12 protein-coding genes are annotated in these 18226 nt (G+C 63.5%); 6 read left to right on the forward strand and 6 right to left on the reverse strand.

Annotated features, from left to right (window positions below):
* Positions 1-650 precede the first annotated feature (650 nt).
* On the forward strand, positions 651-4331 hold the full coding sequence (locus ACUYV6_RS06885) for a hypothetical protein (protein WP_449277924.1): 3681 nt from the start codon (positions 651-653) through the stop codon (positions 4329-4331).
* Between the two features lie 917 nt (positions 4332-5248).
* Here ACUYV6_RS06885 and coaBC read toward each other — a convergent pair.
* Entirely contained in the window at positions 5249-6499 is a 1251-nt protein-coding gene (gene coaBC / locus ACUYV6_RS06890; protein WP_449277925.1) for a bifunctional phosphopantothenoylcysteine decarboxylase/phosphopantothenate--cysteine ligase CoaBC, read from the reverse strand.
* An 88-nt stretch (positions 6500-6587) separates the two neighbouring features.
* Positions 6588-7820 (reverse strand): mannose-1-phosphate guanylyltransferase, encoded by a 1233-nt coding sequence (locus ACUYV6_RS06895; protein WP_449277926.1) that lies wholly within the window; start codon positions 7818-7820, stop codon positions 6588-6590.
* 226 nt (positions 7821-8046) lie between these two features.
* Here ACUYV6_RS06895 and sdhC point away from each other — a divergent pair, with 226 nt between their 5' ends.
* The 5 genes from sdhC to ACUYV6_RS06920 are packed head-to-tail and all read left to right on the forward strand — an operon-like array spanning position 8047 to position 12564.
* Positions 8047-8469, forward strand: coding sequence for a succinate dehydrogenase, cytochrome b556 subunit (gene sdhC, locus ACUYV6_RS06900; RefSeq protein ID WP_449277927.1), 423 nt, complete (start codon positions 8047-8049; stop codon positions 8467-8469).
* A 12-nt stretch (positions 8470-8481) separates the two neighbouring features.
* The gene (locus ACUYV6_RS06905) at positions 8482-8928 is read left to right on the forward strand and encodes a succinate dehydrogenase hydrophobic membrane anchor subunit (protein ID WP_449277928.1); all 447 of its coding nucleotides are present in this window, start codon (positions 8482-8484) and stop codon (positions 8926-8928) included.
* Between the two features lie 26 nt (positions 8929-8954).
* A complete protein-coding gene (gene sdhA / locus ACUYV6_RS06910) occupies positions 8955-10787 on the forward strand; it encodes a succinate dehydrogenase flavoprotein subunit (protein WP_449277929.1) in 1833 nt (610 codons plus the stop codon).
* Between the two features lie 3 nt (positions 10788-10790).
* The gene (locus ACUYV6_RS06915) at positions 10791-11573 is read left to right on the forward strand and encodes a succinate dehydrogenase iron-sulfur subunit (RefSeq protein WP_449277930.1); all 783 of its coding nucleotides are present in this window, start codon (positions 10791-10793) and stop codon (positions 11571-11573) included.
* 34 nt (positions 11574-11607) lie between these two features.
* A complete protein-coding gene (locus tag ACUYV6_RS06920) occupies positions 11608-12564 on the forward strand; it encodes a YihY/virulence factor BrkB family protein (protein ID WP_449277931.1) in 957 nt (318 codons plus the stop codon).
* A gap of 51 nt (positions 12565-12615) precedes the next feature.
* Here ACUYV6_RS06920 and ACUYV6_RS06925 read toward each other — a convergent pair whose 3' ends face one another.
* The 4 genes from ACUYV6_RS06925 to ACUYV6_RS06940 all read right to left on the reverse strand — a co-directional run bounded on the left by ACUYV6_RS06925 (position 12616) and on the right by ACUYV6_RS06940 (position 18091).
* Positions 12616-13683, reverse strand: coding sequence for an ADP-dependent NAD(P)H-hydrate dehydratase (locus ACUYV6_RS06925; RefSeq protein WP_449277932.1), 1068 nt, complete (start codon positions 13681-13683; stop codon positions 12616-12618).
* A complete protein-coding gene (locus tag ACUYV6_RS06930) occupies positions 13680-15557 on the reverse strand; it encodes a phospho-sugar mutase (protein ID WP_449277933.1) in 1878 nt (625 codons plus the stop codon). Before ACUYV6_RS06930 ends, ACUYV6_RS06925 begins: the two co-directional genes overlap by 4 nt.
* Before the next feature lie 116 nt (positions 15558-15673).
* Positions 15674-17035, reverse strand: coding sequence for an MFS transporter (locus ACUYV6_RS06935; protein ID WP_449277934.1), 1362 nt, complete (start codon positions 17033-17035; stop codon positions 15674-15676).
* 237 nt (positions 17036-17272) lie between these two features.
* On the reverse strand, positions 17273-18091 hold the full coding sequence (locus ACUYV6_RS06940; protein ID WP_449277935.1) for a purine-nucleoside phosphorylase: 819 nt from the start codon (positions 18089-18091) through the stop codon (positions 17273-17275).
* Positions 18092-18226: the final 135 nt, after the last annotated feature.

Consider the following 18226-nt stretch of genomic DNA (forward strand, 5'->3'; position numbering starts at 1 on the left):
ACCATCGCAGGCGTCGCCAGGCCCGTCTGGGCCGGTTGACGCCGATCGAGTTCGAGACCATCATGAACAACGACCTGGCCCTCGCGGCCTGATTAGAACTGTCACCTGTTCCTGCACCAGACCCGCCGTAAAGTCCTCGACGCTTACTACAATGAGGCGATCACTCTCGATGTACTGCAGCAAGAGCTAGAACGTCTGCACTCACAAATCGGTGCTCACTCGAGTGAGTACCGACCTCTCGGTTCTTCCGAGCGCCTCGATCTTGAGGCTCGGGTTGGCCTAGTGAGACGCTACGCGGCTTCCTCGTTGAATGGACGAAGTGCCTTGCACCGGGCCGTCTTTGGCAGCTTCTTACTTCAACGCAGCGAAAATGGAACTCACCTGATCGCAGACAGCTTGGATGTTTGAACATGCAGGGCAGTAACGGTGCTATCTGTTTGGCGAAACGTTCCTTCATGTACGCAGACGAGCCCTGATCAGATCATCGCTCGACCAGACTCCGTAGCAGCGATAGCGGGATAGGCTGTGAGTCAACTAGCGAGGGAAGGAGCGGAGTGGGGAAACGAAACAGGGCCAAGAAGGCAAGGCGAGCCCGATCTAATTCTGCCAAGAGCGTTCCAAAAGATGCTCTCACGATTCAGCTTGGTGAGATGGAGAGCAGTTCGCTCTGGGCGGTGCTGTTCGCTGCAGGTTCCTCTCCTTCCGCTCGTCATCGTTCAGTTTCTATCGGGGTTGCGATCGCCGCTGCGCTCCGAGCTTCGTCCGGACCGGTGCCACAAACAACCTTGCCGACCCCTACCGCGCGGGAACTTATCGACATTGCGGCCCAATCAGCTGGCGTCGGATTTATGCATGAGGACTTTGTGCCCGATGATCCTACCAGGGTTGTCACCGTTCGGGTCGGAGACGAACTGCTGCAATTTATGCCAGGACTCACCGAGAGACCAATAGCAGACCTCTCGCGTGCATTGAGACTTGCTGAAGCCGTAGATTCACGGCTTATCCGCCGCCGACAGTTTGGCGTCCTCAACCTAGTCCGCGTCTGCGTAAAGTACATGGACTTTTGTGCTAAGAATCTACTGTCAACTTGGAAACCGGTACCCGAGATAGATTTTGAGGACGAGGTGACTATCCCGCGAGATGAGCTCGTTGCGGCTCAGCATTTCACTACGTTAGATCCGACTGACCACCTCGATCTCAACGACGCTGATATACGAGCTCTGGAATGGATGACATCCTCGCTTGTCTCAGCGAAGTATCAACTTGAGAGTCCCACAAGCCCTTTTGGAAGGTACGTTCGGTACCGGAATCCGACAACAGGTCAGCCAGATCGCTGGCTGCCACCTATGTATATTCCAGAGATACTTGGGCATGCAACCTCCGAGCTGATCTCGATTCTTGAACGGGACAACTCCGCACAGCGCGCCTTGAGATCGTCCTACGTGCAGCAAGCCCGGCGAGCATTGTGGAGATTCTCGAGCAAGTTGATAGAGCCGCCGCTAGATGGTCGAGACGAGAACCGACGCCTGCTCGGTTCAGACATTCACTGGCTGCTACCGGTGAACCAAACAACGTTCATTGCGGTCTCGATCATCAACATCGATGACATTCCTTCAACTGGAATCACATCGTTCGGCTGCCTCCGACTTGCTGAACAGATTCGACTAGACAGAGCCTCACCCGCTGCTGTTCCGATGGTCGGAGGACAAAGCGGTACCTTGAAACCTGGCGCTCAGGTTTTCCCTCTGGCGATCTTTGCCGGCACCGCACATCTCGCAGCACCTCAGCAACCAGGGTGCGCTGCCGTTTCTCTTGAGGATCTCACCTGGATAGCAGAAACCGCAGATAGCCGAGATGATCTGTTTCAGTTTGTCAAGGCATTGAGTTCCCCTGATCTACCCGAGACCTTCGGCTGGGAAACAATCGACTACTGGGAGTCTTGGCGAGCCAACGGAAAATCCCTCTTCAAAGGAGGAGCGCAGATTTCAGCGCTCTTTGTAGAACCGCATGCTGGTGCCGCAGAATGGGCGCGAGCTTTGGAACTTTCTCCGCTCGAGGTGGCACTACACGGTGCCGGTCTTCCCGCACTTCGCGATACCCAACTAGCAGAGGCTTCTTCTGGCACGGTCGCAAACGTTGGCGTCCTCGATGTGAACGGTGAGTACGATCGTTCTTCAGGTCAGCACGAAGCTCCGGACCTCAAAGGATGGTCGATTTCGCTACTAACGCCTCCGGTAGCTATCGTCAGATCCGACCCGGACTGGCCAGACGAAGGAAAAGCGCGCGATTTCTTGTTCGATACAAGCGGTGGCCTCGTGTTTGGCTTTGCCGCAGTTCGAGACCTTTGGGAAGCGACACACGCCGACGGACAGGTTCAGGGTTATCAACTGTTCCTCGATCTGCTTCCATCGGGAGAGATGACTTCTCAGAACCGATTGGTAACGCATATGCCGATCACCGTGAATCCTGAAATTGACGCGCAGGTTAGCGGTTGCTGGAAATTCCAGCTGGAAGAATTCGTAAAAGAAGCTGATGGGCGACCAGACGCACCAAACAAGCTGACTGCCGATACCCTCTTCGACCTATTGCGACAAGGCGGCATGCCTGCTCCTCAAGCAGAAACACTGCGAGACGCCTGGTTAAATGCGCCGCCGTTCCTGATAGTAGAAACAAAATCTGCGCGCACAGCGCACAACAACCTTCCAAGCCCCTGGCCCCTCAACGGAGCTGACGAGTCGGCAGCAGTCGCAGCCTTTGCGCGCAAACTCCACGATGCAGGAGTCAAACCGGGGCAGTATCGAGGGCGCGAAGCCAACGACCTCGTCAAACAACATCTAGCTCCGGCAGCTCTCGCGAGCTTGACCGAACTCATCAGCGAGCATGATCCGAACTCAGTGATCGTCGCCGGGATGGAACAACTCAATCGTGTCGTCGATAGCAGCATCTCCCAGCAAGAAGACCTAGCAAGAGTCGCTGCCAATCTGAAGACCACCTGGGATCCTCTCACAAGCATGGCGGACTCGGTGCAGGAAATGGTGCAATTACGGCAGTGCAACCAGATCATCGTTGAAGCAGCACTGCGTAACCAAGTGCGTAAGAGTGGGAATCAACCCATCAACCCCCAGCGATGGAGCGCAATGCTTGCCGCTGCGGACGCCTACAACTCGGTCACAACCCTCAGCGAAAAGCTCCACCATCGTGTTGCGCCAGAAACAATCGATATCAGCTCGGCCTACGAACTCACTCTTCAAGATGGAAGCCCCTACGAAGAGGAGGTCTGGCCATTGAATGCCCAAGCGTTGAGCCTCTCTAACGCAAGTCTCCGTTTCGGCAAGAATCAGAACGACCAATCTGATGACAGCGTTCTGGAAGATGAGGTTCTTTCGTCCGCTGCGCTAGAAACAATCGGTGCGACACTTACCGACATCTTTTATGCGCTCATTGCGAGTGCAAAATGGGAAGATTTCGAAGATGGTAGAACCGCGGCGGTAACGACATCAGATGCACTCGTGGACTGGGTGTGCTTAGCGATCGACGCGAAAGAAGAGTCTGAGCGGCAAAGAATTAGTAATGCGATCAGTCTCCTCACTATCACCTCGGACGAGCTGTCTTCAAGCGATTGGAGCCCCTGGTTAACGCGTACGCGGAGACATCGGCTTCTGGTCCAGCCCTTCGTAGGCCTAAGCGAGAAAGAGATTCTTCTTGCTCCTCACTACCTACTTGCATCTCTGAACGTCTACAACAACTACTTGACGCAAGGCATGTTGCCCTGGAGCGAAGCTGCACCGAAATTGCTTGAGGCTGCGCTCGCCGCACGTCGAGCAGCACGCAATTCTGACTTCGAGCGCATACTGGAGCAACATCTTGAAAACCGAGGGTTCAAGACCATTTCGCGGGTAAAGCCCGGAGATCACGCCCGGCTCGGCGTGCCAGCTGTATCGACAGAGATTGATCTCGTATGCGCACGCCCTGGCGAGCGAGTCATTTGGCTCATTGAAGCCAAAGATCCAGCCTCTGTATACGGCATCGCGGAAACCGCGCGTCAGTTGCGGACGTTCTTCCGTGACGCGGAGAGCAAAGGCCGTCTGAAACCCTGTTATGCGACTCAGCTAGCGCGTAAGGAAGCAGAACTACGCCCTCACCTTGGGGCAGTTGCCGCAAGGCTCGAAATGGAGGGCGCACTTCGGGGAGGCACATACGAACTCCGCACGGTATTTGTAACGCGCAACCTCGTTCCGGCTGGATTCGTTGACGAACGCTTCGACGTCCTGTCGATGGATACCTTTTTAGCCGCTATCGACGAGACTTCAGGCGGAGACGAAGCCTTGTAGCTGGATGGTCGTTGAAGACAATAGTTGTGCCAACTGTTCCGTAGAAGTCACCGTTGTTTCAGAGCGAGTGCTCCTCCCCACTGCCACAAGGCCATGCGAGTGACAGTCAACGCTACTGTTCCCGTGCAACAGTCAGGACCGAACTACTGATAATCAACACGGTGGCTTGCTCGGAGCTCATGCTCAAAGCATGGTGAGAGATTGTTGTGGCCCTTGATAGTTCTCATGCCGCATCCAAGATCATGAATTCGGTATGGGAGAACGTCCTCTCGGCCGAATCGGTATCCCGACGGCCTTGATCGCCGTTTTGGCCGCGGCTTGGCTGACTCCAAATCGACGCCCCACCTTGGCAAGAGTCATGCCTCTCTCATAGAGTTTGGCAGCCTCTGCTGCGTCCGCAGGCTGAATCCGTCGATGACGTTCAACGTGCTTGCCTCTCTTGATGAGATGAGCCGCGATTGTGCGGCGATGTGCCCGAAACGTTTGACCAATCTCTTCCATGCTCATGCCGCTCGCGTAGAGCTCGACGACCTGGTCGATCTGGGCTTCAGTGAGGAGAGTTTGAGCTTTCCCAATCGATCTGACGACTCGACCTCGTTCGTCTCGAACGGTCGGTTCGAGGGGGCGCTTGTCCTTCTTGTAGAGGCCGCGCCTCCACCGCGAGACAACGGTTTTCAATGCGGGGGCAAAGTTCTCAAAGTGTCTACTATGGGGCACAAAATTCAGGGCGGAACGCGGAGCGTTTCGCATTTTGTGCCCGGGAGCTTACAAGCTCGCCAAAATTCAGGGCGGAACGCGGAGCGTTTCGCATTTTGTGCCCGGGAGCTTACAAGCTTCCCGAAATTCAGGGCGGAACGCGGAGCGTTTCGCGTTTTGTGCCCGGGAGCTTACAAGCTCGCCAACATTCGGTGCGCCCGCTACTGGGCGGCGCGGAGCGCGACCACAGCGTCGAGCAAGCCGTCGGCGGCATCGCGTTTGCTGCCAGAGGCCGTCGCGATCACTTGGTCGGTGACATCCACGATGTGCAGGGAGTTCTGCTCGGTGTCAAAACCTTCAGTCCAGCCGACGGCGTTCACTGCGAGCAGGTCGACGCCCTTGCGCCGCCGCTTCCGCGCGCCCCGCTCCAAGAGCTCTTCCTCTGACTCGACGGTTTCTGCTGCGAAGCCGACGAGAGTTTGACCAGGGAGGCGACGCTCTACGAGTCCGCGCAGAATATCGGGGTTCTCGACCAGTGTGAGGGTCGGAGCCTCGCCAGGCGAATCCTCTTTACGGATCTTGCCTGCACCCACGTCGGCCACGCGAAAGTCCGCGACCGCTGCGGCCATGATGATGACATCCGCCTCGGCGGCTGAGCGCTCGGCCGCCGCGGCGAGATCGGCGGTACTGCCGACATTCTCGATGCGGATCGCCGGATGCGTCGTCGCTGCATCCAGAACGGCGGATTCGATGTTGGCGGCGAGCAGTACGACCTCGGCGCCGCGGTCGGCCGCTGCGAGTGCGACGGCGACACCCTGCTTGCCACTCGAGCGGTTGCCGATATAGCGCACGGGGTCGATCGGTTCGCGTGTGCCGCCGGCAGAGACCATCACTCGGACGCCGGTGAGATCGGCGGTGGGGCGATCCTGAACAGAACCATCTGTCGCCGACCGCAGCAGACTCTCTGCCGCAGCAAAGATGCCGTCGGGCTCGCTCATGCGACCGGGGCCGCTGTCGTCTCCTGTGAGGCGGCCGCTCTCGGGCCCGATGAAGTGCACTCCGCGCTCGCGCAGCGTCGCAACGTTGTGCTGTGTCGAAGCGTGCTGCCACATCTCGGTGTGCATGGCGGGTGCGACCAGCACGGGGGCGCGTGAGGCGAGCAGGGTCGTGCCGAGTAGGTCGTCGGCCAGCCCGGCAGTCATGCGCGCGAGGGTGTTTGCGGTCGCCGGGGCGATGATCACGAGATCTGCGCGCTGCCCGAGCGCGACGTGCCGTACTTCGGGTACATCCTCGTGCACCGAGGTGGTCACCGGGTTGCGGCTGATCGCCTCCCAGGTCGGTTTGCCGATGAAGCGAAGCGCCTCGTCGGTCGGCACGACATGCACATCGTGGCCGGCCTCGACGATCAAACGCGCGAGCGCGACAGCTTTGTATGCGGCGATGCCGCCGGTGACTCCGAGCACGATGAACACATCACCATCTTCGCACGACTCCCATTCCGCGCTCCGAAGGTGCAGCGGTAGCTCGATCGGGTCCGCCGAGAGTCGCGGCGGCCGCCGGCTACAGGAGGTGGCCGCCGCCAGTCAGCTTCATGCGGTTCACCAGGTTCTTCACATCTTGGGCGCGGCTCTTCGAAGTCACCAGCAGGACGTCGCTCGTATCGACGACGACTACGTCATCCACGCCGACGAGTGCGACGAGCCGGTCGCCTTCCGAGACGACGATGCCGCTCGAGGCGTCCGAGAGCACCTGTGCGCCGTCACCTAACACAGCAAGATCGCTCGAGCGCCCGCGGGTGAGGAGGGTGGCAACCGAGGCGAAGTCTCCGACGTCGTCCCACTCGAAGTGGGCGGCGACGCAGACCATGCGTCCTTCTGCGGCAGCCGGCTCGGCCACGGAGTAGTCGATCGCGATCTTCGGCAGGGATGGCCAGAGGCGTTCGCGCAGGGTCGCGGCCTTCTTGGTGCCCCACGCGGCGGCGAGTTCGCGCAGCGCCTCGACCATCTCAGGCTCTGAGCGGGCCATCTGGTCGAGCAGCACGGAGGCTTTCGCGATGAACATGCCGGCGTTCCAGAGGTAGTTGCCCTGATCGAGGTAGCCCTGCGCCGTCTCGGCATCGGGTTTCTCGACGAACTCGGTGACCTCGTACACGTCGAACGGGGCGATGTCTCCGAGTGCGTCGCCGCAGGCGATGTACCCGAAGCCGGTGGCGGCATGACCCGGATGGATGCCGATCGTCGCGATGAGCCCTCGATCGGCGGCTTGCGCGGCAGTCGCGACGGCGCGCTGGAAGAGAACGTCGCCACGGATCACGTGGTCGGCGGCGAACGAACCGAGGATCGCCTCGGGGTCGCGCAGTTCGAGGATCGCGGCAGCGAGACCGATTGCGGCGGAAGAGTCCTTCGGCTCGCTCTCGGTGACGAGGTTCTGCTCGGGTAGCTCGGGCAGTTGTCGCTCCACGGATTCTCGGTGGGCGCTGCCGGTGACGACCATGATGCGCTCTGCCGGGACGATGCGTTCGAGGCGATCCCAGGTGGCACGCAGGAGCGAGTCGCCGGATCCGGTGAGATCGAGCAGGAACTTCGGTGCCTTGGCGCGTGACAGCGGCCAGAGCCGTGACCCGACCCCACCGGCGGGGATGACACAGGTGAGGCGGTCGAGGGCGCTGCTGCGCGCTGCGGCACTCGACGGCTGGGGCTGAGGAACCTCGACGGGTTGCTGCGCCCCGTGTCGAGGGTCAAAACTGCTGTCGGACCCAGCCTCAAGGGGAGCGGACGATGCGCGATCGGTCATGGTGTCAGCCTAGCCAGCCGTTCCCGAACCTTCGGTGTGTTCTCGGGCTCGTCGGGAGAGCGGAGGGCCGTCGTAGTTAGGTGAGGCTTAGTCTCGAACGTGTTCGAATGGTGCCATAATGGTTGCGCAGCGAATTCCCAGCTTCGGCTACGCGCGCCCAAAACGTGCGCCGGAATCGCAGCGGAGATCGCCGAGCCACCGTTCGGCGCAGCAGGATCTGAGGAGGATGCCCGTGTCAGCCCACACCACGGAGGCCGCTCCTGCGGCTCAGAAACGGAGAGTGCCGGGCGGTACCCTCTACCGCGGCAACGAGGGCATGTGGTCGTGGGTGCTTCACCGCATCACGGGCGTCGCCATCTTCTTCTTCCTGCTCGTGCACGTGCTCGACACCGCACTGATCCGTGTGAGCCCCGAGGCGTACAACGCCGTGATCGGCACGTACCAGACGCCGGTCATGGGAGTCGGTGAGGTCGCCCTCGTCGGTGCGATCGTTTTCCACGCGTTCAACGGCATCCGCATCATCCTCGTCGACTACTGGAGCAAGGGAGCCAGGTACCAGCGAGCGATGTTCTGGATCGTGATCGTGGGGTGGGTCATCGTGATGATCGGCTTCACGCCGCGTCACCTGATCAACGTGTTCGGACACTAGGAGGCAATCGCGATGGCTACGACAATCGATACTCCGCGTTCACAGGCTGCCCCGAAGAAGGGCAACAACTGGGAGAAGTGGGGCTGGATCTACATGCGCGTCTCCGGCGTGCTGCTTCTCGTGCTCGTCTTCGGACACCTCTTCTCGAACCTCATGGTCGGCGACGGCGTCGCCGCGATCGACTTCGGCTTCGTCGGCGGCAAGCTGGCGAACCCGTTCTGGCAGGTCTGGGACGTGCTGCTGCTGTGGCTCGCCCTGATCCACGGCGCCAACGGCATGCGCACGATCGTCAACGATTACGTTTCGCGTCCCGGGGTCGCGAAGGCGCTGAAGGTTGCGCTGTTCCTCTCGGCTGCGCTGCTGATCCTGCTGGGTACTCTCGTGATCTTCACCTTCGACCCCTGCTTGGGCGCCGATGAGTTCCCCGACCTCGTGCTGTCGACTTGCTCGGCGCTGTGACTTTTTGATCGAAGAATAGGAATTCCGTGACTACCAACACGCACCAGGGCGAGGAAGTGACCGTCAAGGACGGTGTCACCTACCACCAGTTCGACGTTGTGATCGTGGGCGCCGGCGGCGCCGGCATGCGCGCCGCGATCGAGGCCGGCCCGAAGGCCAAGACCGCGGTCATCACCAAGATCTACCCGACTCGTTCGCACACCGGTGCGGCGCAGGGCGGCATGGCCGCAGCGCTCGCCAATGTGGAGGATGACAACTGGGAGTGGCACACCTTCGACACGGTCAAGGGCGGCGACTACCTCGTTGATCAGGATGCGGCCGAGATCCTCGCCAAGGAAGCCATCGACGCGGTCATCGACCTCGAGAACATGGGGCTTCCCTTCAACCGCACGCCCGAGGGGCGCATCGATCAGCGCCGTTTCGGCGGTCACACCCGCGACCACGGCAAGGCACCGGTGCGCCGTGCGTGCTATGCGGCCGACCGCACGGGTCACATGATTCTGCAGACGCTGTTCCAGAACTGCGTGAAGCTCGGCGTCAACTTCTTCAACGAGTTCTACGTGCTCGACCTCGTGATTGCGGGCGAGGGCAAGGATCGCCGCCCGGCCGGTGTCGTCGCCTACGAGCTCGCGACCGGCGAGCTGCACGTCTTCCAGGCCAAGTCGGTCGTCTTCGCGACCGGCGGTTTCGGCAAGGTCTTCAAGACCACGTCGAACGCGCACACGCTGACCGGTGACGGTATGGGCGTGGTGTGGCGCAAGGGGCTGCCGCTCGAGGACATGGAGTTCTACCAGTTCCATCCGACCGGTCTTGCCGGCCTCGGCATCCTGCTCACGGAGGGCGCCCGAGGCGAGGGTGCGATCCTCCGCAACGCGAGTGGCGAGCGCTTCATGGAGCGCTACGCCCCGACGATCAAGGATCTCGCACCCCGTGACATCGTCGCCCGCTGCATGGTGCAGGAGGTGCTCGACGGCCGCGGTGCCGGCCCGCACAAGGACTACGTATACCTCGACTGCACCCACTTGGGTGCCGAGGTGCTCGAGACGAAGCTGCCCGACATCACCGAGTTCGCTCGCACCTATCTCGGCGTGGACCCGGTGACCGAGCCCGTGCCGGTGTTCCCGACCGCGCACTACGCGATGGGCGGCATCCCGACGAACGTCCAGGGCGAGGTGCTCATGGACAACGACACGATCGTCCCGGGGCTCTACGCCGCGGGCGAGTGCGCCTGCGTTTCGGTGCACGGATCGAACCGCCTGGGCACGAACTCGCTGCTCGACATCAACGTGTTCGGCAAGCGCTCCGGCAACCGTGCCGCAAACTTCGCAAACACTGCGAGCTTCGTCGATCTCCCCGACGACCCGGCCAAGGAGATCCGCGAGCTCGTCGATCGCTTCCGCACCGGCACCGGCACCGAGCGCGTGGCCGACCTGCGTCGCGAGCTGCAGGAGTCCATGGACCGCGGCGCCCAGGTGTTCCGCACGCACGACTCGCTGACCGAGGTGCTCGGCGTCATTCACGACCTGCGCGTGCGCTACACCAATGTGGGGGTGCAGGATCGCGGGAAGCGCTTCAATACCGACCTGCTCGAGGCCATCGAGCTGGGCTTCCTGCTCGACCTCGCAGAGGTACTCGTCTTCGCGGCGCGTAACCGCAAGGAGAGCCGCGGCGGCCACATGCGCGACGACTTCCCGAATCGTGACGATGAGAACTACATGCAGCACACGATGGCGTATCTCACGGGCGACCCGCACTCGCCGGACCCCGAGGATCACATCAGCCTCGATTGGAAGCCGGTCGTATTCACGAAGGACGACAAGGGCGAGCTGCGATACCCGCCGCTGGAGAGGAAGTACTAAGCCATGAGCACTGCGACAGTCGCCGAGACCTCCACTGGCCCGGGCGCGGCCGCCGATGAGGCAGCTGTGAAGCCGTTCAACGTCACCCTGCTGATCCGTCGCTACGACCCGGAGTCCGGCCGCGAGGCCTACTGGGAAGACTTCGACGTGCCGATGTATCCGACGGACCGCATCCTCGATGCGCTGCACAAGATCAAGTGGGATCAGGACGGCACGCTGACCTTCCGCCGGTCGTGCGCGCACGGCATCTGCGGCTCCGACGCCATGCGCATCAACGGCCGCAACCGTCTCGCCTGCAAGACGCTGATCAAGGACCTCGACATCACGAAGCCGATCTACGTGGAGGCCATCAAGGGTCTGCCGCTGGAGAAGGATCTCGTGGTCGACATGGAGCCCTTCTTCGCCTCGTATCGCGCCGTCCAGCCGTTCCTCGTGGCGAACTCGAAGCCCGAGCCGGGCAAGGAGCGCATCCAAGACATTGCCTCGCGCGAGCGCTTCGACGACACCACGAAGTGCATCCTGTGCGCGGCATGCACCTCGTCGTGCCCCGTCTTCTGGACCGACGGCCAGTACTTCGGGCCGGCCGCGATCGTCAACGCGCACCGCTTCATCTTCGACTCGCGTGACGACAACGCGCAGGTGCGTCTCGACATCCTCAACGACACCGAGGGCGTGTGGCGCTGCCGCACGACCTTCAACTGCACGGATGCGTGCCCGCGCGGCATCCAGGTGACGAAGGCGATCGCCGAAGTGAAGGCCGCGATCCGCACCGGTAAGACCTCGTAAGCGCGCGGGGCCGATGCCCTGCCATACTGCTGACATGCCGACGCCCCGCGATCCAGACACCCAACAGGGTGAGGATCGCGGGGCGTCGTCCGTTCCGACCGCCTGGGGGCGCGCCTGGGATCGTGCACGGAAGTCTCGGCCCATGCGCACCTTCTTCCACTTCACCGACGTCGGCGGGGCCGTACTCGCGGCCGGGATGAGCTACCAGGCGGTGTTCGCGGTGTTCGCGGCGCTCTGGATCGGCTTCAGTATCTTCGGCATCGTGCTGCGCGGGCGGCCGGAGCTGCTCGATTCGCTGGTCGAGCAGATCAATATGTTCGTGCCGGGGCTCGTCGGATCGAGCTCCCAGAGCCCGGTCGTGTTGAAAGATCTGCTGGAGGGCCGTGCGCTCGACTTCGGTACGGTTATCGCCGGTGCCGCGCTCGTCTACGTGGCCGTGACCTGGTTCACCGGAACGCGGCGCGCGATCCGCATCATCTTCGGTCTCGAGGTGCGCGAGTACCGCAACGTGCTGCTCCTGAAGCTGCGCGACCTACTGCTCGGCATCGGCTTCATGGTCGCGATCGTGATCTCTGCCGCGCTGACGGTGCTCAGCTCGGACCTCACGGAGACGGTGGTGTCGTGGTTCGGCGGAGATCCGAACGGGTGGCTGGTCAGTCGCGTGGGCTCGGTGGCTCGCTACGGGGCCATGATCCTCTTCGATGTCGCGGTGCTGACGGCGATCTTCCGGCTGCTGGCAGAGGTGAAGATCCCCCGGCGAAAGCTGCTGCAGGGGTGTCTGCTGGGAGCCGTCGTGCTGTTCGGGATCAAGGTGCTCGGCACGATGGTGCTGAGCGGTACGTCGAACAATCCGCTGCTCGCCTCGTTCGCGGTGATCATCGGGTTGCTGATCTGGTTCAACCTGATTTGCCGTGTACTGATCTTGACCGGTTGTTGGATCGCGACCGGGCTCGACGCCGACAAGGGTGTGGCGGGCGTCGAGGCCGGGTGACTCGAGCCGCTTGCCGAGTCGACATACAGCCTTTTCGGGGCTCGATCTCGTTCAGCGGTGCGCGCGACGAGCCTGCTCGCCGGTGCGGCGCAGCTCGAGCGTTGCCGTCGGCAGAGCGGCAGCGACATCGCCCGCGGTGATGGGGCGCCCGGTGGGCTGCGCGGCTGTCGTGGTCTGCCCCTGCACGACGCCTGCGGCGATGCGAGCCGCGGTGTCGTGCAGGATTGCGGCACTCGCCGCTATGGCGCCGACAATCTCGGGGTCTTCTCGCACGACACGACTGTGCGCGGCGAGCAGCGCCCCGAGCGCGCCCGCGAGCACGTCGCCGGTGCCGGCGGTGGCCAGCCACGGTGTGGCAGGTCCTGAGACGAGACGTTGGCCGCCCGGAGTGGCGGTAATGGTCTGCGACCCCTTGAGCAGCACGGTGACATCGAGCACGCGCGACAGTTCGGCCGCTGCCTCCGCAAGCGACTGCAGTTCGGGCGAACGCCCCTGCCCGCCACGGTTACGAGCGGGCCATCCGCGTGGCCGAGAGCCCAGACCCGCCGCTTGCCAGAGTCGGAGAAACTCGCCGTGATGCGGGGTGAGTACGATCGGTGTCGCAGCCGAGCGGTCACGATCGAGTACGAGCCCCAGGGCCCCCGCATCGAGAACCACGGGCGCGTCGCCGTTCAGCAGCTCGAGCAATGCCCCGCGCTCTCGATCCGAGCGCTCGGCCGCATCCGTACCCGATCCGAGCACCCAGGCATCGCAGCGTCCGTCGCCGAATACGGTCTCGGGTCGAGCCGCGAGCACGGCCGCCGCTGGCGAGGGCAGGCCGATCCCGCTCGACGCATCGGCGTCTTCATGCGGAGGCACGTAGCGCAGCATGCCGAGGCCCGTGCGCCACGCCGCCTGTGCGCCGAGCACAGCGGCGCCCGGATACCGCGCGGAGCCCGTGCGCAGCCCCAGCACGCCGCGCCGGTACTTGTCGTCGTCGGCCTGCGGCAGCGGCATCCAACCGCCTGTGTGCCTGGGTGTCCAGCGCTGCGGAGCGACGCCCACGGTGCCAGCTTCGGTGGAGATGATCGCCGGCCCTGCGGAGCGACGCGCGCGTCGGGTGCCGCTCGGTGTCGTCACGCCGCACCGTCCGAGGCCTGACGCAAGTAGGCGTGCACGGCAGTTTCGAGCGTCGCGAGCGACCGCTCCGCGCTCGCACGGCGCTCAGAGGCGTTGCCCGTGCGGCTCAGCACATCGAGGTAGATCTTGAGCTTCGGTTCGGTGCCGCTCGGTCGAATCATCACGCGGGAGCCATCGGCGAGGTCGTAGCGGAGCACATTCGCGGGAACGGCCGCACGACCAGGGAGGAGTAGGTCGTCGGCGGAGGCCACATCGACGGCGCCGAAACGGCGTGGTGGATCGGCGCGCACCCGTTGAGACAGTTCGTCTGCGGCGACCATCGAATCGAGCCGCACCGTGATCTGCGAGCTCGCGAAATGTCCGAAGCGTTCGGCGGCCTCATCGAGCAGATCCCAGAGCGTGCGGCCCGCGAGCTTGGCCTCGCGAACCATGGCGAGTGCGTCGGCGCTCGCCAGGATGCCGTCCTTATCGCGCAGCACATCGGGGTGAGTGAGATAGCCGAGCGCCTCCTCGAAGCCGAAGACCAACCCGGGAACGCGCGACACCCACTTGAACCCGGACAGGGTCTCGGAATAGTCGAGCCCGTACTCGCGGGCCACGGCGCCGAGAGCAGGTGAGGAGACCACCGTGCAGGCGAGCGCACCCCGTGGGAGCTCGTCGCCGGCGGCCCGCGCCGCGCGAGCAGCGCGTGAAGCACGCTCGGCGGCACGCCAGCCGAGCAGCAGACCGAGTTCGTTGCCGGAGAGCCGCCGATACCCCGAGGCCTCGTCAGGGTGCGGCAGCGCGACGGCGAGGCGATCCGCATCCGGGTCATGCGCGATGATGACCTCGGCGTCGGTCTCGCGAGCGGTGCGGTACGCGAGGTCGAGCGCCCCCGGCTCCTCAGGATTCGGGAAGGCGACCGTGGGGAAGGCGCCATCAGGCTCATCCTGCTCGGGAACCGGCACGACCTCAGGCAGACGGAGACGTTCGAAGACGCGTCGCGCGGTGGCCGATCCGACGCCGTGCATCGCGGTGTAGACCACGCGCAGCGGGGTACCCGCGCCGAGCGGTCGATCGGGTTGGTCAGGATCGCAGGGCCACCCGGCACGCACCGCCTCGGCGCCAGCGGCCACGTAGGCGTCAGCTACCGCCTCGCCCGCGACGATGTAGTCCGAAGAGCGCGGGAGCTCGGACACGGGTGACTCGGCGACTTGGGCGATGCGTGCAGCGATCTCGGAGTCGGCCGGGGGAATGATCTGGGATCCTCCGTCCGCATCCCCGAGGTACACCTTGTAACCGTTGTCGCGGGGCGGATTGTGGCTGGCGGTGATCATCACACCGGCCGACACTCCGAGCTCTCGCACTGCGAACGCGGTCACCGGCGTGGGCAGTGGCCCGGGCAGCAGCGTCACCGAGACGCCCGCGCCGGCCATGATCTCGGCCGCGTCGCGGGCGAAGACGTCGGAGTTCACCCGCCCGTCGTAACCGATCACGACGGAGGGGGAGTCGGTGCGCGAACGCAGGTATTCGGCGAACCCTGCGCTCGTCTGAGAGACGACGACGCGGTTCATGCGGCGCGGGCCCGGCCCGAGCTCTGCGCGCAGCCCGGCGGTACCAAAGGCGAGGCGGCCCGCGAACGCTTCGGTGAGCTCGGCGAGTGCTGATCCTCCGCCCAATGCGCCCTCGGTGGTGTCATCGGAGGAGCCTTCCGCGCTCGCGGGCTCGCCAGCCGCACTCTCCTGCTCGACGCGAGCGATCAGCGAATGCAGCGCCGCTCGTGTTTCGTCGTCGGGATCGTGCTCGGCCCAAGCGCGAGCGACTTCCAGCGGGGCACGGGGCTCAGCGAGCAGGGCGGGGGACCCGGCGTCGGGTGCCGAGGCGGTCTCCGTCATAGCGGTTCTCCTATCGCGAGGGCGATTCATTGTTACGCTACCACCGCGAACGGGCCCGAGAACGAGCAACTGAGATGCCCCTGCCCGAGTGCCCCTGCCCTGCTTACGCGTTCGGCTCAGGCCTCGATGTCGATGTCACGGGTCTCGCTGCCGATGATCAGCGAGACGAGCGTCAGCAGCGCCGCGCCGCTCAGGTACAGACCCACGTAGACGGGGCTCCCGTCTGCCAAACCCCAGAGCCAGATCGCGATGATCGGGGCGAGCGCGGCACCCAGGATGGACGAGACGTTGTACGCAACGGCGGAACCGGTGTAGCGCACGTTCGTCGGGAACATCTCGGGGAGGAAGGCGCCCATCGGTCCGAACGTGAGGCCCATCAGAGTGAAGCCCAGTGCCAAGAAGAACATGACGGAGACGGTGGATCCGCCACCCAGCAACGGCACGAAGACGAGCCCGAAGAGCACAATCGCGGCGGTGACGACGATGAGGGTGCGTCGTCGGCCGAAGCGGTCGGCGAGGGGTCCGGAGACCATCGTGAAGATGCCGAAGAATGCGACGCCGAAGATCAGCATCATCACGAACTGGTTGTAGGTGTATCCGAGCCCGGGCACGTCGGCATCTGCGGGTCGAGTGCCGAAGCTCAGGGTGTACGAAGTCATCAGGTAGAAGAGCACGTAGGTCGCAAGCATGGCCATGGTGCCGTAGACAAGACCTTTCCAGTGGAAGCGGAATGCGTCGGCGAGCGGCATGCGCTTCACCTCACCACGCTGCTTGGTCTGCTCGAAGGCCGCCGATTCGACGAGACGCAAACGTACCCAGAGGCCGATGATGACCATGACGGCGGAGAACAGGAAGGGAATGCGCCATCCCCAGGTGAGGAACGCCTCGGATGGCTGCCCCGGATTCGCCGGGTCGGCGAGTGCGAAGCTGATGGCGAGGAACAGGCCGTTCGCGATGATGAAGCCGAGCGGCGCGCCCAACTGCGGAAAGGTGCCGAACCAGGCCCGTTTGCCCTTCGGCGCGTTCTCAGTTGCGACGAGCGCGGCTCCCGACCATTCGCCGCCGATCGCGAAGCCCTGTGTGAGGCGCATGATGAGCAGCAGCACGGCCGCCCAGAAGCCGATGCTGTCGTGCGTCGGCAGGAGGCCGATCAGGAACGTCGCGATACCCATCGTGAGCAGTGACGCGACGAGCGTGGTCTTTCGGCCGAGGCGATCGCCCAGGTGCCCGAAGAAGATCGCGCCCACGGGACGCGCGAGCATCGCGGCACCGAAGGTCGCGAACGAGGCGAGCAGTGCGGTGGTCTCGTTATCGGACGGGAAGAAGAGGTGCGGGAAGACGAGCACAGCCGCGGTGGCGTATGCATAGAAGTCGTAGAACTCGATGGTCGTGCCGATGAGGCTCGCGAGTACGACGCGGGAAGTCTTGTTTCGCGGGGCAGTGGATGCCGGTGCGACAGTAGATGATGTGGTGGACACAGCTGGGGCTTTCGATTGTGCGGAATCGCTGGCCACCGAGTCGCGGGTGAGGGCTCGACGCGCGACGATGGGCTGCTCCGTTTTATGACGGGAACCCGTTGATTGTACGCCTCATCGCGGCGCATCTCGAATGCCGTTGGGGGAAACGAGCAGTGCGGGGTGATGCAGGTGACGGTGCGGGGTGCGGTGAGTGGGTTCCTGGAACGAGCGCCTGGGCACCTGAGCGCAGGCTACGGATCAGAGCGCGGCGACGATGCGCTGCAGCAGTGCGGCGAGTTTCGGCTCTGCTGCTTTGCCTGCGTCGATGACCTCCTGGTGCGTGAGCGGCTCGGTGCCGAGGTTCGTCGCCGGGTTCGTCACCAGTGTGAGTCCCAGAACCTCCATTCCGGCCTCCCGCGCCGCGATCGCTTCGAGTGCGGTCGACATTCCGACCGCGTGACCGCCGATCGTGTGCAGGTAGCGGGACTCGGCGGGGGTCTCGTAGTGCGGGCCGGGCATCTGCACGTAGACGCCTTCGCGAAGGGTGGGATCGATTCCGCGCGTGACCTCGCGCAGGCGAGACGAGTAGAGGTCGGTGAGATCCACGAAGTTCGCCCCTTCGATGGGAGAGAGCGCGGTCAGGTTGAGGTGGTCGGAGATGATCATGGCATCGCCGGCATTGAAGGCAGGATCGAGGCCGCCGGCGCCGTTCGTGAGGATCAACGTCTGCGCTCCGGCCGCTGCGGCGGTGCGCACGCCGTGCACCACTGCGCGAACCCCGCGGCCTTCGTAGAGATGCGTGCGCGCACCGATGATGAGCGCGTGGCCCCCATTCGGCAGGGCGATGACGCGGAGCGTGCCCGAGTGACCCGGAACGCTGGAGACGTGGAAGCCGGGCACCTGACCCGCGGGAATCAGTGCGACCGTTTCGCCGATGACGTCGGCAGCCTTGCCCCAGCCGCTGCCGAGCGTGAGCGCCAGATCGATGCGTTCGACGCCGCTGAGTCGCAGTAACTCGGTCGCGGCGGTGGTGGCGAGTTCTCGGGGATCGTCAGTAGAGGGCGTCGACGCGTTCATGCTGCCCAGTGTAGGGCGAGCAGAAGTGTGCAGCCGGGAAATTCGAGGGTACCCATGAGGAACGAACGGGTATATATTAGGCGAGTCTCGCCTACATCTGATGTTTCGTCGCTCTAGGGTCTCGGAACCAGAACA

The organism is Leucobacter sp. GX24907 (assembly GCF_053567335.1).

What these genes read in the sequence shown, in the direction of transcription:
- ACUYV6_RS06930 (WP_449277933.1), bottom strand. Translation starts at nt 15,557, where the DNA reads ATGACGGAGACCGCCTCGGCACCCGACGCCGGGTCCCCCGCCCTGCTC.
- ACUYV6_RS06885 (WP_449277924.1), top strand. Translation starts at nt 651, where the DNA reads ATGGAGAGCAGTTCGCTCTGGGCGGTGCTGTTCGCTGCAGGTTCCTCT.
- ACUYV6_RS06940 (WP_449277935.1), bottom strand. Translation starts at nt 18,091, where the DNA reads ATGAACGCGTCGACGCCCTCTACTGACGATCCCCGAGAACTCGCCACC.
- ACUYV6_RS06920 (WP_449277931.1), top strand. Translation starts at nt 11,608, where the DNA reads ATGCCGACGCCCCGCGATCCAGACACCCAACAGGGTGAGGATCGCGGG.
- sdhC (WP_449277927.1), top strand. Translation starts at nt 8,047, where the DNA reads ATGCCCGTGTCAGCCCACACCACGGAGGCCGCTCCTGCGGCTCAGAAA.
- ACUYV6_RS06905 (WP_449277928.1), top strand. Translation starts at nt 8,482, where the DNA reads ATGGCTACGACAATCGATACTCCGCGTTCACAGGCTGCCCCGAAGAAG.
- ACUYV6_RS06915 (WP_449277930.1), top strand. Translation starts at nt 10,791, where the DNA reads ATGAGCACTGCGACAGTCGCCGAGACCTCCACTGGCCCGGGCGCGGCC.
- ACUYV6_RS06895 (WP_449277926.1), bottom strand. Translation starts at nt 7,820, where the DNA reads ATGACCGATCGCGCATCGTCCGCTCCCCTTGAGGCTGGGTCCGACAGC.